This is a genomic window from Microcoleus sp. A2-C3, from assembly GCF_036706065.1.
Lineage (GTDB): Bacteria > Cyanobacteriota > Cyanobacteriia > Cyanobacteriales > Microcoleaceae > Microcoleus.
Map to the genome: position 1 here is coordinate 78,858 of NZ_JAUBVX010000023.1, position 17,273 is coordinate 96,130.

General features: G+C 44.6%; 13 protein-coding genes. 6 read left to right on the forward strand and 7 right to left on the reverse strand.

Features of this window, described 5'->3' with window-relative positions; translation table 11 throughout:
• Window positions 1-138 precede the first annotated feature (138 nt).
• The 3 genes from QUB66_RS14720 (at window position 139) to QUB66_RS14730 (ending at window position 5,262) form a co-directional block, all read left to right on the forward strand.
• A complete protein-coding gene (locus tag QUB66_RS14720) occupies window positions 139-996 on the forward strand; it encodes a DUF1361 domain-containing protein (RefSeq protein ID WP_265237106.1) in 858 nt (285 codons plus the stop codon).
• Window positions 997-1,448: 452 nt separating this feature from the next.
• Window positions 1,449-3,422 (forward strand): ABC transporter ATP-binding protein/permease, encoded by a 1,974-nt coding sequence (locus tag QUB66_RS14725; RefSeq protein ID WP_332968312.1) that lies wholly within the window; start codon window positions 1,449-1,451, stop codon window positions 3,420-3,422.
• A 184-nt stretch (window positions 3,423-3,606) separates the two neighbouring features.
• Window positions 3,607-5,262: an NB-ARC domain-containing protein gene (locus tag QUB66_RS14730; RefSeq protein WP_332968311.1), complete on the forward strand. Its 1,656-nt coding sequence runs from the start codon at window positions 3,607-3,609 to the stop codon at window positions 5,260-5,262.
• A 162-nt stretch (window positions 5,263-5,424) separates the two neighbouring features.
• Here the strand turns inward: QUB66_RS14730 and QUB66_RS14735 are convergent, their stop codons facing one another.
• The 6 genes from QUB66_RS14735 to QUB66_RS14760 all read right to left on the reverse strand — a co-directional run bounded on the left by QUB66_RS14735 (window position 5,425) and on the right by QUB66_RS14760 (window position 13,357).
• Window positions 5,425-7,155: an NAD(P)H-quinone oxidoreductase subunit 4 gene (locus QUB66_RS14735; protein ID WP_265237103.1), complete on the reverse strand. Its 1,731-nt coding sequence runs from the start codon at window positions 7,153-7,155 to the stop codon at window positions 5,425-5,427.
• Between the two features lie 247 nt (window positions 7,156-7,402).
• Window positions 7,403-8,104 (reverse strand): DUF4079 domain-containing protein, encoded by a 702-nt coding sequence (locus QUB66_RS14740; RefSeq protein ID WP_332968309.1) that lies wholly within the window; start codon window positions 8,102-8,104, stop codon window positions 7,403-7,405.
• 177 nt (window positions 8,105-8,281) lie between these two features.
• Complete coding sequence (locus tag QUB66_RS14745; RefSeq protein WP_332968307.1) at window positions 8,282-10,555, reverse strand: glycosyltransferase; 2,274 nt, start codon at window positions 10,553-10,555, stop codon at window positions 8,282-8,284.
• Window positions 10,556-10,838: 283 nt separating this feature from the next.
• A complete protein-coding gene (locus QUB66_RS14750) occupies window positions 10,839-11,525 on the reverse strand; it encodes a YHS domain-containing (seleno)protein (protein WP_332968306.1) in 687 nt (228 codons plus the stop codon).
• 302 nt (window positions 11,526-11,827) lie between these two features.
• Entirely contained in the window at window positions 11,828-12,673 is an 846-nt protein-coding gene (locus tag QUB66_RS14755; RefSeq protein ID WP_332968305.1) for a cytochrome c biogenesis protein CcdA, read from the reverse strand.
• A 147-nt stretch (window positions 12,674-12,820) separates the two neighbouring features.
• Entirely contained in the window at window positions 12,821-13,357 is a 537-nt protein-coding gene (locus QUB66_RS14760; protein WP_332968302.1) for a TlpA family protein disulfide reductase, read from the reverse strand.
• Window positions 13,358-13,699: 342 nt separating this feature from the next.
• On the opposite strand from QUB66_RS14760, the gene QUB66_RS14765 reads away from it, so the two are divergent.
• From QUB66_RS14765 to QUB66_RS14775, 3 genes are all read left to right on the forward strand, one after another.
• A complete protein-coding gene (locus tag QUB66_RS14765; protein ID WP_332968301.1) occupies window positions 13,700-14,311 on the forward strand; it encodes a cupin in 612 nt (203 codons plus the stop codon).
• Between the two features lie 171 nt (window positions 14,312-14,482).
• Entirely contained in the window at window positions 14,483-15,937 is a 1,455-nt protein-coding gene (locus QUB66_RS14770) for a sensor histidine kinase (protein ID WP_332968300.1), read from the forward strand.
• The gene (locus QUB66_RS14775) at window positions 15,934-16,614 is read left to right on the forward strand and encodes a response regulator transcription factor (protein WP_332968299.1); all 681 of its coding nucleotides are present in this window, start codon (window positions 15,934-15,936) and stop codon (window positions 16,612-16,614) included. The genes QUB66_RS14770 and QUB66_RS14775 overlap by 4 nt, the downstream gene beginning before the upstream one ends.
• A 169-nt stretch (window positions 16,615-16,783) precedes the next feature.
• Here QUB66_RS14775 and QUB66_RS14780 read toward each other — a convergent pair whose 3' ends face one another.
• The gene (locus tag QUB66_RS14780) at window positions 16,784-17,224 is read right to left on the reverse strand and encodes an ADP-ribosylglycohydrolase family protein (protein WP_442923292.1); all 441 of its coding nucleotides are present in this window, start codon (window positions 17,222-17,224) and stop codon (window positions 16,784-16,786) included.
• Window positions 17,225-17,273: the final 49 nt, after the last annotated feature.

The window sequence follows — 17,273 nt, forward strand, 5'->3', positions numbered from 1 at the left end:
CACCCTACAAATCAGACTGTCAATTGTCAACTGTCAACTGTCAACTGTCAACTCTTCCTTCTGCTATAGCGACTAAGATAGATTCAAGCTGCTGAGAAAGCGGTGCTGCCTCAAACCTTTAACTGTATAAAAATTAACATGATGGGATTAATCCTGGAAGCGCTCGAAGCAATGGGACACAATGTCCGCTGGATGTCTTGGAATTTATTTTTAGGTTTACTACCGCTGGCGCTGAGTTTTTGGCTGTTCCGCAAACCCCGATCGCGCTGGCTGCTGTGGGGTACATGGGTGCTTCTGGGCGCTACTTTTGTGCCCAGTACCCGCCATGTTTTGTCCTATCTGAGGCACATTGTGCAGGATGTGGGCAAAACTTACGTTTTGGGGGCGATCGCCATTACGATCGTGCTGATGGCTGTAGACATCTGGGTACTGCGACAGCGCGGAGTTCGCTCTCTCCGCTGGTGGGGCGGTTTTCTGGCGTTTATCGCATTTTTGCCCAATGCGCCCTACGTTTTAACTGATATTATTCATCTGATCCGCCAGATTCAATATGGGTACTCGGAGTGGACTGTAACTCTGGCTTTAATTCCGCAGTATCTGGCGTTTATGCTGGCGGGATTTGAGGCCTATGTACTGTCGGTGATGGCTTTGGGTTACTATCTGAAGCAACAGGGTTGGGGTAGATTTATTCTGGTAACGGAGATAACTATACACGCACTTTCGGCGATCGGCATTTATTTAGGGCGATTTATCCGCTTCAACACTTGGGACATTCTGACGAATCCCGATGCGTTGGTTAACACCGTCATGAATGATTTGATTGGTAAGCGTCCGGTTGTCGTAATGGCTGCAACATTTGTCGTCATTGCTGTTTTGTATTGGGTGCTCAAGCAAGTTAGTTTGGGGATTAGCCACCGATTTTACTACAATCTATCGTCGTCGGAGGCGATCGGCGACAGCGCGACTGCTTCTGATGCGATCGATTTGAAATTTTAGATTTGCTCCACAACTAACCTACAAACTTTTTGGCTTTCCAGGACTTAAATCGGAAAACAAATATTCCTCTTTCAGTTGACAGTTGACAGTTGACAGTTGACAGTTGACAGTTGACAGCTTGAGGGCGACATCTACGTAGAAGGAAGAGGATTGGAGTAATGAATCGTCTGATTTTAATTTCTCCAGATCAGGGTTCTGGCTTTAAATCAATTCTTTCTGGTAATTAAGATCGTGTCCGGTCAAATAACCGTTATCAGGTTGGTAGCGAGGACTTCAGTCCTCTGATTTTCATGAGGACTAAAGTCCGAACGATCGAACCAATTTAATTGTACTGACCGCGCACATGATATGAAACCCAATTTCTTCGCTCAACTCCCAAATAAATTACTGCGACACTCGGTAATAAAACTTGATATGTTAAAACAGTTGAAGTAGTTTTGTAAACAGCAAAGATGAATCGATTTGACCGTCAGTTGTGGAAGAGATTTATTGCGATCGCTCAGCCTTACTTTTATCCTTTAGAGCCTGGAGGAGGCAAGATTTTTCTGGGATTAGTAGCGCTGTTGTTGATATTTCTCTTCGCTGCTATGTTTGTACTCGTCAGTGCTGTATGTTTGGGCGGGGCCGCTCTTTTTCCCGCTTTTGTCAATAATATTGCTGCTGGGTTAGTTAGTTTATTGCAAGAAATTATTCATTCTTCGGCAATGCTTATTATTGCCTTGATGCTAATTATTCCTTTCAGCAGTTTTTTATTAGTCAAAGGCAAATTGAGACCGCATTGGCAGTCGTGGGCATTATTGGCTCTATTGCTGTTATTGTCCCTATCTGTCAGCGGCTTGAATGTAATAATTAGTTACGTCAGCAACTTTTTCAACACAGCACTAGCAAAGAAAGACCAGCTAAATTATTGGAAGTATCTTTTTGTCTATGCAGGGGTTTTTGCAGTCGGCACTCCTATTGTAGTAATTTACGGCTACACCCAAGATAAATTGAGTCTCTACTGGCGGGAATGGATGACAAATAAGTTCCTGGACAAGTATTTTAAGAATCGGGCTTATTATGAAATAAATTCACACAAGGAAATCGACAATCCCGACCAACGAATTTCTGAAGATGTTAAATCGTTTACTCAGACAAGTTTGACATTTATAGTGGCCATCCTGGCTTCAATAGTTAATATTATATCTTTCACAGGTATCCTGTGGTCAATCTCGAAACCACTTTCGATTTTCCTGGTTGTCTATGCTATTTTGGGCACGATCGCCACTCTGATTTTTGGTCAAAGATTAGTGCCTCTGAATTTCGAGCAACTTAAAAAAGAAGCTAATTTGCGCTACGGACTGGTTCACATTCGCGACAATGCTGAATCAATTGCTTTTTATGGGGGGGAAGAGCGAGAATCGATGCAAATAAAGCAGCGGTTCGTGGAAGTATTTCGCAATTTTAATTTGCTAATTGGCTGGCAGCGAAATTTGAATTATTTTACAACTGGATACGGGTATGCTGTGGTGATTATTCCGGCTTTGTTTCTCGCTCCTGCTTATTTTGCCGACAAAACCGATACGATCCAGTTTGGAGACATCACTCAGGCGGCTTTTGCTTTCCGTCAGGTTTTAGCCGCTTTTTCACTGATTGTCAGTCGCATTGAACCGCTTAGTTCTTTTGCAGCTAGCATCAATCGTTTAACTATATTTACAGATACTTTGGAAGCAGAAAGGGCGGTATCTCGTGCAGAAGGAACTACTATAGATGTCGTAGTAGATTCTCAGTTGACGCTGAAACACGTTACTTTAGATACTCCCAAGCATCAAAAGACTTTGATTAGGGATTTGTCCGTAGCGGTGTCGCCGGGAGAAGGACTGTTAATTGTCGGTCAAAGCGGTTCTGGGAAGAGTTCTTTGCTGCGGGCTATTGCGGGTTTGTGGGATTCGGGAACGGGTTGTCTGGCGCGGCCGGAACTGCGAGAAATGCTGTTTTTGCCGCAGCGTCCTTATCTGATTTTGGGCAGTTTGCGATCGCAACTTCTCTATCCCAACACCAGCAGCGAGGTTGATGAGGAACAATTGCGCCAGGTTTTGGCATTAGTAAATTTAGCAGATTTGCCGGACAGATTGGGCGGTTTTAATGAGGCTTTAGATTGGGTCGAGATTTTGTCCCTGGGAGAACAGCAGCGTTTAGCTTTTGCCAGATTGTTGTTGACGAAACCGCGATATGCTATTTTGGATGAGGCGACAAGTGCTTTAGATTTGAAGAATGAGCAAGTTTTATACGAGCAGTTGCAAGCAACTCAAACTACATTTGTGAGTGTCGGCCACCGATTGAGCTTGTTGAAATATCACCAGCAGGTTTTGGAACTTTTGGGCGATGGGAGTTGGCGGCTGCTTTCGAGCGAAAAATACCGCGATAGTACGAAGGTTTTTGGCTGATACAGAGCTGCTTTCAGGAATTGTAAATTGACCCGGTTGTTTGTTCGCGGTGGTGGCGGCGCGGTTGGAGATTTATCGTTGAGTGCTACAGATTAATTGCCGCGCCGACCCCCACCCTAGAATAGGTTCTACTACTTCCTGTCCCTGGATTTGAGGACTGAGCCAGGTTACAGAATATAATAGAATGTATATTTTTAGTACAGGCGAGATTCCTACTTTGACTACTCCGATCCCTCAAAACTTTGTGCAAACGATCGCCAAAGAGCGCGGTGTCACAGATGCCGAGTTAGAGACTCTGTTTATGGCTCTCGATGGTCAATCTACGGCTACCATTGCAACCCAGCTTGGCATTAGCGATATCGCAGTTCGCAAAAGATTAGGCGAAGTTTACAAAAAGTTTCAGATTGCGGGGAACGGCCCTGGAAAGCTCTCGGAATTGAGGCATCAGTTGCTATTTTCATACCACACGGAGCAGGGTTCGATCGATTTTAGTCGAAGTAAAGGATCTCTGTTCAAAATGCCTATCGCCCGCCGACAGGAAGATTGGGGCCAAGCACCGGATGTTGCGGTTTTTTACGGACGGACTGAAGAATTAACTACTTTAAAGCAGTGGATTCTATCGGATAATTGTCGGGTAGTAGCGCTGCTGGGTTTGGCCGGTAGTGGTAAAACAACTCTGTCGGTGCAGTTGGCAAAACAGGTACAGGATGAGTTTGATTTTGTGATTTGGCGATCGCTGCGATCGACTCCAGCACCATCCGACTTCCTCGCTAGCTTAATTCAACTTTTTTCTAACCAACAAAGACCTGATTTACCAGCAGACCTCAACGGCAAAATTTCGCGATTAATCGATTATCTGCGGAAACACCGCTGTCTGCTAATTTTAGACGATTTTGAATCAGTGCTCAAACCCGACGCACTAGCGGGACACTACCGCGAAGGCTGCGAAGGATATCGAGATTTAATTGTGCGGCTCTGTGAGGTCAATCACCATAGCTGTTTTGTCCTAGTTAGTTCCGAAGAACCTACGGAAATGGCTTTGCTGGCGGGAGAAAAAGTCAAGTCTTTAAAACCGGCGATTTCCCAGGAAATAGCCAGGGAAATTTTCCAAGAAAAAGGCTTATCGGCTCAAGATAGAGAATGGGAAATATTGTTAACCCGGTACGGAGGCAATCTGTTAGCATTGAAGATTGTAGCGACAACGATTCACGAGTTTTTTGATGGGAATGTTGGCAAATTCTTGGAAGCGACGGCGTTATTTATTGAAGAACATATCAGCAATTTGCTCGCGCAGCAGTTCGATCGAATGTCGAGTTCAGAACAAGAGATTTCCTACTGGCTGGCTATTGCTCAAAGTCCGATTTCCCTGGCGACTTTGCGAGAGCAGATGTTGGTCAATTCGTCGCTTTCGGATTTGCTCAAAAATCTCGATTCTCTGGGTCGTCGCTCGCTGATTGAAAAAATCAGTGAGGGCGGGGAAACTGTTTTTATGCTTCAGCCTTTAATCGTGCAATATGTAAGCGAAAGATTAGTCGAGCAGATTCGAGCAGAGGTTTTGGAGACGGTGAAGACGCAAGGAATAGAAAGAATGCGGCTATTGAAAACTCACAATTTGAGCGCGAGTATTGCTCAACAAAAAGAGATTAAAGAGGCTCGAAGTCGCTCTATTTTAGAATTAGTTAAAAATCGGCTGCAAGTTTTGTTTATGACAACTACAGGCTTTGAAGAACCGCTAAATATTCTGACCAAAGTTGCATCTTTGTTGGAATATAAATCAACCCTGGATGTGGGATATGCTAGGGAAAATCTAGCGCGGATTATTGCAGAAATTCAGCGCTAAGGCAACTGCAAAGATGGTTAGGACGTTGTTAATTGCTTCTTCTCTGTTCCCTCTTGTTACTCGCTCGCGAAGCCGAATGGCCTGCTTCCTTCTACAAAAAAACGATCGCCCTTTCAAAAAAAGCGATCGCCCGATTTTCAACAAAAACAGAATTCAATAAAATTATTTGACAATGCCCAAAACCGAGGCAGATTCAGAGGCAGTAATTTTGCCCAAAGCAGGCGTAGTTGGAGCCTGTGCAATTTTGGGAGCCAAAAATCCCTTCGCATAAATCTGAGGATTTTGTTGAGCGATTTGGATGTAAGATTCGCGGACTTCGGCATTCACCGCCACAGTCTTCGCGTCGTAAACCTGCATCGCCATGTTGGGATAAAAACCAATGCCGACAATCGGTATCAAAAAGCAAAATGCGATCGCCACTTCGCGAGGTTTAGCATCAATAAACGGTGCATCACCAGGCAAAACGCAACTATTACCGAAACAAACCGCTGCATCAAGATTATTTCTCTGATTCAGCAAATTTAGATCTTCGATGTCGCAAGCCGCCAATGTTCCACAGTTGTAAAATAACTGTCGCAGCATCGAGAGCAAATAAATCGGCGTCAAAATCAGTCCCACTGCCGCCAGGAACACAATCACCGCGCGGAAAGAAGTGCTGTACATATCGCTAGTTGCGACGCCCACAAACACTGACAATTCGCTAGCAAAACCGCTCATACCGGGGAGTGCCAAAGAAGCCATCGCGCCTGCTGTAAACAAGGCAAACACTTTCGGCATCACTTTCCCAATCTCGCCCATCTCGTCCATGATCATGGTATGAGTGCGATCGTAAGTCACGCCAGCCAGGAAAAACAATACTGAGGCGATCAAACCGTGGGAAATCATTTGCAGCAGCGCCCCGTTGATTCCCAAATCCGTGAAGGAAGCAATACCCAACAACACGAATCCCATGTGAGAAATCGACGAATTCGCAAGGCGGCGCTTCATGTTCGTTTGGCCGAAGGAATTCAGCGCGCCGTAGATAATATTAACCACGCCGAGCACCGCCATAATCGGTGCAAAGTAAACGTGTGCTTTGGGAAGAAGTTCTAAATTCAGGCGAATCAGTCCGTATCCGCCCATTTTCAGCAACACGCCAGCCAGAATCATCGACACAGGAGAAGATGCTTCACCGTGGGCGTCAGGTAGCCATGTGTGAAAGGGGAAAATCGCCAGTTTTACGCCGAAGGCAATGAACAATCCGCCATAAAGCAGGATTTCTAAACCTAGCGGGTAGTCCTTCAAGCCGAGTTCTACCATGTCGAAGGTAACGTTTCCTCCGCCGTAAAATCCCATTGCTAAGGCAGCTATCAAAATAAAGATGGAAGCGCCGGCGGTGTAAATCAAGAATTTGGTAGCTGCGTAGCGACGGTTTTGTCCGCCCCAAATCGAGATTAGCAAGTACACCGGAATTAGTTCTAATTCCCAAACAATGAACAGCAGCATGATGTCTTGGGCGACGAATACTCCGATTTGTGCCGAATACATCACCAACATGAGGAAGTAGAACAATCGCGGCTTGCGATCGACCTCCCATGCAGCAAAAATAGATAGCGTCGTCACCAATCCCGCCAACAACACCAGCGGAACCGACAGCCCGTCAACCGAAACAGACCAGTTGAGGCCTAAAGAAGGTATCCAGGAATATTTCTCGACGATTTGGAAAGTAGAGATGCTCGGATCGTAGTGCGTCCAAAACACCCAACACATTAATACAAAATCTGTAATGCCTACACCCAGCGCATACCAGCGCACAGTTTTGCCGTCTGTATCGGGCAAAAAAGGGATGGCGAGGGCAGCGATGAGGGGTAGGATGACTATCGCGGTTAGCCAAGGAAATTGATCCGCTATCATGTTAGTGAGAATAAATACTTAGTTGGAAGTTACCTCGATTATAATACTTAAGTTAATAAAAATTTAAGATTTGTAAATATTTTTTTTCTACCAATACCGGGGTTAGTAACTTAATCACAGATTGTGGCAAATGTCAAGAACTTTTTTCAAATTAAATAAAGGTACGTTGTTGCGCTTGGGCGCTCTTTTGGATAACAGGAAAGAGCGCCCAAGCGCAACAATATATTTAAAAATTAACCCCGATCGCTCACGGTTTGGGGCAGGTCTTATTGGGGAAGTCACAGCTATAAATATAGGGTTTCTGCCAGTTTAGAGGAATTTCTAGCAAATCCCTGGTTCCAGTCATTCCCTGTCCCAGAAACAGCATGACAGCGATCGAGTTCAAGATGACATGGACAGTGCGCCAGCGATTCGATCGATCTTTGTAGATGTCTTGAATAATGGCAAGGGAGAAAACCATCAGTAGCGCAGCGGTGATCCCAATGTAGTAGTGAGACCAATACCATTCATCGGTGCGACGATAAACGCCATCTTGAGTGCCAAGAATCACCAAGCCAGCACCAGTCAAAGTCGCAAATATGCCACGCCATAACGCCGGTGTCGATCGATACAACATGATCAAAGAGGCGATCGTCGCAACAAACATCAGCACAATGAAAATGACCTGAAACGAGTTTTTACTCCAAACATCCTTGCTCAAAATATGCTCAAAAATCGGGTAGCCTAGCCCCAACAGCGTCACTCCTACCACAGAGCCTGACAGAATTTTACCTGCTTTGACGTGTTCTGCGCCGACTACAGGAGGAATTTTGCTCTTATCCCCGGATGCAATTTGCTGGCGGCGCTGCATGGTTTGCCAAGCCATATTCAGAACCACGCCCAGCATCGGAAAAACGATCGCTACAGCTACAACGGGATGCAGCAAAGCCATAAAATCTTTAAATTCCATAAAGAACCTTTTTGTTTTTAAAGTCGATCGAACCTGACATCTTGCACCAAACCAATGTCTATAGGGGCTTTTTCACGGGCAAGGGCGGGTTTATTTAACCTGTTTGTAACTTTTTGTGACTGTTGGCGAAGTGAACCCATACAGGGTTATTGACAATCTGGCAATATCTCAGTTTAACTAAACTTTTGATACCTTCACGAAATCGATCGCCCGATCGCGATCGAACAACACGCGAGGCTTCAACAAAATCCCAAATAGCAGCAAAAGAGACTTTAACTCGCCAGGAGCGCAAGGGCGTTTCCATTGACCCGGACGACAAAACAACATCTCCACCAGACATCGATGTTGGGGTAGAGCCAATTCGCCAAAGCGGATGTGTACCGAAGGAAATTCATTACTAAAATCAACGCGAGTTATCTGTCCTTGCAGCCTCAAGTTATCTTCCAGAATTTTTAGCGTGACTGGGAGCGTTTCTCCTGCAATCAATGAAGGAAATCCGGCTTGAGTCATCTCGACATGAACTCCCACTTCAGAAATAAAAGTAGTCACGCCCCACATAATTTGTCCGTCGAACGTCAGCCGTACCAATCGACGCAAATCAAACCATTCATATCTATCGGATTTAGGAGCATCCAACAAAATTAACAGCGTGATGCTGATAATTAAAAGGTTGTAGGCGCTCCAAATCCAACCAATCCCCAACCCTTTGAAATGCTGGATGATTTCAGGCTCTGATGCGTGCATCTGCAATTGAATCAAACAAGTTCCCAGAACGTGCCACAGGCTGATCGCATTTGGAACAAATAATAGCAGCAACGGTAGCGCTAACTTCCAGTTGAAGGAAAATCGATCGCTCACAGTGCCTTTGGCTGTGACGTTAAATCCTTTGGAGAAGGGAGACAGCATCACCTGAATGATGGTCAGAACCAGCGGGAAAGCTAGTACCAGCGAATAAATATCAGACAACAATGCCGATCGCGATCGATGATTCAACCAGGAAAAAACCGTTAACTGCACTAAATAATAGGGCAGAAAGAAGTACAACATTTCTGGAACAGTGGCTCGGATGGGAATCACGCCCAAGAACGAATAAGCTAAGGGCATCAACAGAAAGCCGAGGCGCGGAATGCTGCCAAACCAATTCAGAAGTCCTTCTAAATGCGCGAGTCGCTGAATAGGGTTTAGTCCGGGAATAGTCAGGGGATTGGAATCAATAAAAAAAGCTTGTAAAGTTCCCCGGGCCCAGCGCAGGCGTTGAGTGGCGTAAGCAGAAATATTTTCTGCTGCCAAACCAGCGCTGAGTTTTTCGTTGAGATACACTAAGCGATAGCCTTTTGCAGAAAGTTTAATGCCTGTGAAATAATCTTCACTAAGAGATTCCGTGACAAATCCTCCGGCGTGTACTAAGGCGCTGCGCCTCACCACAAAGGAGGTTCCAGAACAAACTACACTGCCGGCACCATCTTTGAGCGGTTCAATTTGGCGGTAAAAAACCTCTTCTTCCGGCGCGATCACGTTATCTAAGCCTAAGTTACGGGCTATAGGATCAGCATTGTAATAACTTTGAGGCGTTTGAACCAGCGCAACTGCGGGATCTTGGCAGAAACCAAGGGTGCGAATCAAAAAATTTTTGGTAGGGATAAAGTCAGCATCAAATACAACAATATACTCTCCTTGAGTATGAGTTAAGGCATGATTCAGATTCCCTGCTTTCGCATGGTTATTATTCGGTCTAGTCTGGTATTTGCAGCCTAATTCTTCTGCAAGTTGCCGGATTTCTTCACGCCGCGTGTCATCGAGCAGATAGATTTTTTTGTTGGCATACTCGATGGCTTGACAACCAATTATTGTGCGTTTGAGAATATAAGCAGGCTCATTGTAAGTGGGAATCAAAATGTCAACAGATGGCGTGAATCTACCCTCAACTACATCGATCGCCAATCGATTCGCTTCGGAACGGCGATCCTTTACCAGCAACATCAAAAATAACTGAAGGATATTGGTAAGCAAGAGGAAAAGTTCTAGCAGAAACAACCCAATGCTAAAGACTCCATCTAAGGGATCGGATACATTTAAGGTGGTGAGCGATCGCCACAGCAGATAACGAGTCACCAACACCAACAAAATTCCCACAACTACCACCCGCGACCAGGTTCGGGGTACCGGCGAAACCCGCATAATTACCCAAGAAATCGCCAGCAGAGCGATCGTAGGTGTTAGCAAATACTCCCCCATTACCATTGGCACTTCCAGCCACATTGGAGGATGATTCTGCATTGTTTGGAGTTGAGCGAATAGGCGATCGAGAGTGCCGTTACCGGAAAACCAAGCCGCAACCAGTCCACCAACTAAAATAACCGAACCTAACATGACCGCAGTGGCGATCGGTATTCGGTTGCTGGGGGTACTGTCTCGACGATGCCAGCCCAAATAATTAAGCCATGAAGTCATATTTTTTTTGAGCAAATTTTATAAATGGGTGTGGGGTGTCCAGCCGGCCCTTCTCACAGCCACAGGCAAGATGCCTGTGTCACCAGAGATCAAATTGCTTGTGGGGTATCCCCCTGATATAAGGAATGAAAATTTAATAACTTAAGCGATTGCTCGTTACTTTCGCTCTGCCTGGTAATGCAGATCTGGAGGCAGAGCCTCCTTTGATCTGGGAACTTACAGGAGAGAGGACTGTAGGAGGTGTTTAAGTTATTAAGTTTTCGATCCTAAGTCCTATGTGAATTTAGCGGAACAGTTCTTTGTTATTCAGAATAGTAGGCCAATTTTTGTTTGCTAAAGCAATGTGACCGGGGATATCACCCATCCACTGTGCTTGTACTTTCTTGTCGTAGTTGAGATAAAGCTTCCCATTAACTATTTTCCAGGCATCAGGTTGGGTAGCAACAAGATTGCCTTCACTGGCAGCCTGGGCGCAATATCCACCGTATTCAGGAGCATACTTTTGAGGATTTTGAGCAAACATATCGCGGTTTGCTGCACTAGCAAACATCCAAGTTGTTCCACCCCAATTATGTTTGAATTGGCTAACTCCCATCACTAATTTGCTTTGGGTAAAATAGGCTACGACATCCTGACCATCAAGAGCCATACCATTTTCGGTGTAATACTTAGGATGAACGGTTGTTGTGCTGTTTTTACCAGCACAAGGATTGGCTTTCCCCGCACAAGGATTGGCTTTACCAGCACAAGGATTTGCTTTTCCAGCACAAGGATTTGCTTTACCAGCGCAAGGATTAGCTTTTCCAGCACAAGGATTAGCTTTTCCAGCACAAGGATTGGCTTCTGCAATTTTGGATGAAACTGTTGTAGAGTTTAAGTTAGAAGCCTTGAAGTTGGCGTAGCTAACATTAGCTGTTGCCAAACCTAAAATGGTGGCAATGGCGATCGTGGTAATGTATTTTACTTTCATGTGTTTAATTTCCAGATAAATTGTTAGTAGTTTCAGACCAGATATTTGCTTGAAAATTCTTGCTTTCTGGCAATTCTGCTGGCATTTTGTTCTCCTCAAGATTGTAGGGTGTGCCATTTTGGGATTGAACACGAAAAACTATGGTTTAATCCGACGGGCACCCTACTAATTGTAACCGTTGCGTCCAGGACTCTCAACGTAAAGCGCGATCGCTATTAGAGCCGCGGCTTCTTTAAAAAGCCGGGGTTCTTTGTACTCTGTTTTTTTAGGTGAGCTTACAGACTTAAAATCTTTCAAACATCCTAAAGAAACCAACGAGTGCCCTCAAATATGTAATACAAACCTGTCAGAATTAGAGCGACACTTCCAAAGCGGAGAATCAACTCGGAATGCTGCATCAAAGTCTTAGCTTGCTTGGCAAAACCAGTCAATAGACTGGCAAGAAAGATGATGATTGTATATCCCAGACCATAACAGATCATGGTCAAGGTTCCTAGCAATTGTGAACCAGTAGCCGCTGCCGCTGCTAGTACAGCAAATAAAACTGGACTGGCACAGGGAGAACTCACCAAACCAAATGTCACTCCTACTCCATAGGGCCCCAAATTGGAAGCATTTATATTGACTCCTGGTAAAGGCAATTTCACAATTCCTAGCAAGCTCAAACCCATGATAAAAATGATGGTTCCTACAGCAATGTTAATGTAGCCCCGGTAATCCACCATGACAGCCCCGGCAAATGAAGATGCCAGCCCGAAAAAGCTAAGAATTGTCACAACTCCCAACACAAACAAACTGGCTTTAACAAAAGCATCTCGCCGGGAAGTGATATTACGGGTACCAATGTAGCTCAAGTTAACGGGTAACATTGCCAGAATACAGGGTGAAATACTGGCGATCAAACCACCGATAAACGCCAGGGAAAACAACACCAGTGGGTTAGCTGTATCTTGCTGGCTGAACCACTGCTGATAGCGGTTTTCCGTTACCGAAATCAGATGTTCAATTGCCTGAGAAATGGGGCCTATGATGACCAGTGCAATCACTAAGCCCAAGACTACCAATCCACCCCAAAATAGCCATCTATTCGGAAATTTGAAAACTTTGGTGCTTTTGGTTTGGGGTTCAGGCTTTTGAAGATTGGTCATGGGGTTCTCCTGGGATCTTTAAGAGGACTTACGCAAAAGTAATGTATTTCTGTCAGTGCGAGGGAAGTGAAGTAATCTCAAAACATTGCTACACAGTTATAATGCGTAAGTCCTGTTTAATCAGCTATTACCGATAACCTGAAACAGCTATTTTTTTGCAAGCGCCCGATCGAGCACGGTTGTATAGGCAGATTTGTTGGGATTGTTACGATGCTGCGCTAGAATATTTCCTGTGGCAGGATCGATGATAGTTAGCATTCCCGTTTTGGATTTATTAGCGGCTAAAAATTGGCTGAGTCCTAACTCTTTCGCTGTGGCTTCTGCTTTAGAAGTTGTTGATTTATCTGTCACATCTAGCACCACAAAATTCACTTTTCCTGCATATTGCTGTTTCAGTTGGGAAATGGTAGGGGCAATGTTTTTGCAGGCAGGACACCAGCTTGCATAAACGTCAACTATGACGGGCTTTCCTTGTAATTGTTTTGCTAGTGGGCCTCCTACGTTTCCTTGCTTGGAGGCGCAGGGGTTTTTGGAGGCGCAGGGGTTTTTGGACGCGCAGGGGTTGGTTTGCGCGATCGCACTATTAGGCATAGCAGAGGTATTGAGTGTCGTTGCAGTCACCAGCGATACTGTAACTACCAAACTACTTAGACATAAGCTGAGCCATAATGCTGGTTTACGCATATTCAATCTCCAAAATCTAGGGTTTATGTACAAGAGGGCGAATAAAAAACTCTTTGAGTTTCAATCCTGAATCTAGACAAAGAGTAACTCATCGCTCTATGACTTGAGATTAACAGCATTAAATTCTCGAAATATGAGTGTAAGATGAAAACCAGATGGATTTTGGATAAAAATCATGGGCGGTTGCTAATTGGTCAGCCAAATTGATTTACCTGGTTCTTCATCTAAAATTAATCTGTGCCTTATCCAGAGATCATCTAGTTGCAAGGAATGTCTTATAGAGTGTAGATCAACCGTAACTATCTTTTGGTAGTACAGTAAATTAACCGCGAGTTGAAAATTATGACAGGAAAAGACTGGTTAGTGACGGATGATGGACAGTACCATGTTTGCGAAGCTACTAATCAAATTGAAGATTTGACTCATCCCTACCGACTTTACCGCTTTTTAACTGACTTGGAAGATGTCTTAGAGCAAATTAGTGATGATTATTTACGACTCCAGGCAATTTGTCCCCTTGTTCGCAGATTGTTAGATAGTTCTTCCTGGCTTCAAATTGCTCCCCTTGAACCCGACTCTGAGACAGGCTGGGCAGTACAAACGCTTTATGATGAACCATTTTTTCCTCTGACTGTCCAGTTGGTTGCTTGGGTTCCGGGTGCAGTTTCTCCGATTCACAATCATGCGAGTTGGGGAGTGGTGGCGCTACTTGGTGGAGAGGAGAAAAATACTTTGTGGAGGCGATCGCCAATTCCGAAGTTTCCCGATAAAATCACAACAGTGGGCGATATTTTGCTTGCACCTGGTGACGTTTTGTGCTTAATGCCTGATGCGATTCATCATGTGGAGGCGATCGGAGATGAACCAACAATTAGTTTTAATATTTATGGTGAAACAGATTATGCTCGACGCTTTGAGTTTAACCAGATTCAAGGCACGGCAGAAAATTTTTAAGGAAGCATCCAGATTGGCAATAGGTAATTGGTAATGGCTAATGGACTTGCATTGCATTCAATCGCTTTCCAATCTTGAAATTATCTGCGTTAATCTGTGTGTATCTGCCTATATCTGCGGTTGTAGGAGCGATTTAAAATTTATGCAATAATTCTAATGAGTAATTAGTAAATGAAGCAAATCACTAAATTTATAGCTGCTATTCATCATTTTACAGGTAAGCGAATTTCTACTTCTTCCCTTCAGTTTCGCCTGACGCTGGAATTGCTGGTACTCTCAATTTTAGGACTTAGCAGTGTGGCATTTTGGGCCGGCTGGCAAAGGTCTCAAAATCTGGTCAGTGCCCACAAACAAACGCTGGAATATATTGGAATGCGTTTTCCAGAACAGGTTGAACTTTATAGTGAAATGGGTTCCCTCGAAATTGGTTTGACGCGAAGCGTTCACAAATCTTCTACAGGAGGAATTATGGTGTGGGTGAAGCGAAAAGATGGGATGCTTTTGGTGAATTCACCTGATATGGATCTGCAATCTTCTAAGATTACAAAGATGATCTCGTTGACGGAAGTACCTGCTGAGCCGACTTTTGTTCAGGTGGGCGATCACTATTTGGTGATCTGTAGCACGACTCTACGGATTAAAAATGAATTGCTGGGTACGGTATATTTCTCTCAAGATATCACTGATGAGCAACGTCAATTAAATGATGGGATTCGGAGTTTAATTGTTGTCTGTATTGTGGTAATCTTAGTGTTGATGGTGGCGATCGCCAGTCGCATACGTCATGCTCTCCGCCCTTTGGAACAGATGAGTCAGGTAGCTAGCACTTTGTCTGCTGATAATTTGCAAGGGGCAAAACTTCAACTGCATCAGGCTCCTGATGAGATTTTAGGACTAGCACAAACTTTTAATGAAATGTTGTTTAGATTGTCGGGTTCCTGGGAGCAACAACGCCAATTTGTTGGTAATGTTTCCCACGAATTACGCACTCCGCTGACCGTTGTTGTTGGTTATTTACAAAGTTTGCTGCGCCGCAGCACTAACTTAAATGACTATCAGCAGGAAGCACTGGAAACAGCGGTTGGGGAAACCGAACGCACGATTCGGATGTTAGAAGATTTGCTGGATTTGGCACGGGCTGATAGCGGCAACCTGCACTTTCGCTTGCATCCGGTGATGCTGAATACTCTGGTGGCTGAAGTGGCAGAAATGAGTCAAAAAGTTAGCAATCGGAAAGTTATTTTAGTGTCAACTTATGAGGATGTTGTCGCCTGTGCGGATCAGGATCGTTTACAACAAGTGTTAATTAACTTAGTTGATAATGCAATTAAGTATTCTGCTCCAGAACAACCCGTTGAGTTAGTCTTAGAAAAGAAGGAACAGCAGGTGATGATTCATGTGACCGATCGCGGAATTGGGATTTCTCTGCCCCATCAAAACCGGATTTTTGAGCGGTTTTACCGGGTGGATGAGTCTATGACTCGCTCTAGGGACGGTACAGGGTTGGGATTGGCGATCGCCAAAAGCCTGATCGAAGGTATGGATGGACGTATCACGCTCCGTTCTAAACCGGGAGAAGGTAGTATTTTTACTATCACCTTACCTGTCTGGAATCCGCAGCTATGAGCGATCGCATTCTCCTGGTTGAAGATGACCCTAAACTAGCGAAGTTCATCGAATCTGAACTTACTCTAGAAGGCTATCACGTCACCGTCGCCCCCAATGGATTGGATGGATTAACCCTCGCCCGCACGGCTGAACCGGATTTATTGATTTTAGATTGGATGCTTCCGGGTATCTCTGGATTGGATATCTGTTTAAGATTGCGATCGACTGGCGTGCAAGTACCAATAATTATGTTAACAGCAAAAGATGAAATACCCGATCGCGTAACGGGATTAAATGCTGGCGCTGATGATTATGTGACTAAACCTTTCAGTATGGAAGAACTCCTCGCGAGGGTGAAAGCACGTCTGCGCCGAACTCAACCAAATGATCCGGATCGATTAGAATTTGAAGACCTAATTTTGAATGGTTTAACCCGTGAAGTGTATCGAGGAAATCAACTGATTGAACTCACTGCTAAAGAGTTTGATTTGTTAGAATTTTTGCTGCGAAATCCCCGTCAAGTCATTACGCGCGATCGAATCTTAGAGAAAGTCTGGGGTTACGATTTTATGGGCGAGTCAAATATTATTGAAGTGTATATTCGGGCATTACGGATTAAGTTAGAAGCAAGTAACTCAAAACGCTTGCTGCATACTGTTCGGGGAGTTGGCTACGTGTTGCGAGAGCAAAAGTAATGATTTTTATAAAAAAACGACAAATTTTGTGTTTATCAAAAGTGAAAATGATGCTTATTTACATAATTATTTGGTCAGGTGCGTCGCTGTGAGATTGTCGATTTTTATGCGGGGATTTTTGCTCGCGACGCACCCTACGGCTAGTGTTGCATAAAAACTCAGTTTCTCGTCACCCGTGCGTAAGTCCTACAGTCAAGAGTTGTTCGGCGAAAGATGCAATTAAAGAGCGATGTGCCAATTGCGATCGCCATTTTTCCGGTATAGCAGATTCGCCGTAAAAAGCCCCCGCCAACTGTCCGTAAACCGCACCAGTTGTATCCGCATCGTCGCCCAAATTCACCGCCAACAAACACCCTTCGGCAAAAGACGAACTGTTATAAAATGCCCAAAGTGCCGCCTCTAATGACTTAACTACGTAACCAGTACCCTTAATTTCAGGAGGTTGTCGCCGTTTAAAAGAACCCGCTGCAATTTCATCAATTTCTGCCACGAGCGGGTGCGCGGCCCAATATTCGGCGATCGGACAATATCTTTCCGAAAGCAACTCTTCTTTGCTAATTCCATTCACAGCCCCCGCAATTAAGAGACCTCCACAAAAAGAATGATCCAACAGCTATGTGGGTTTAGCGAAAATTTCCACGAACCATTTTTGAAGATTG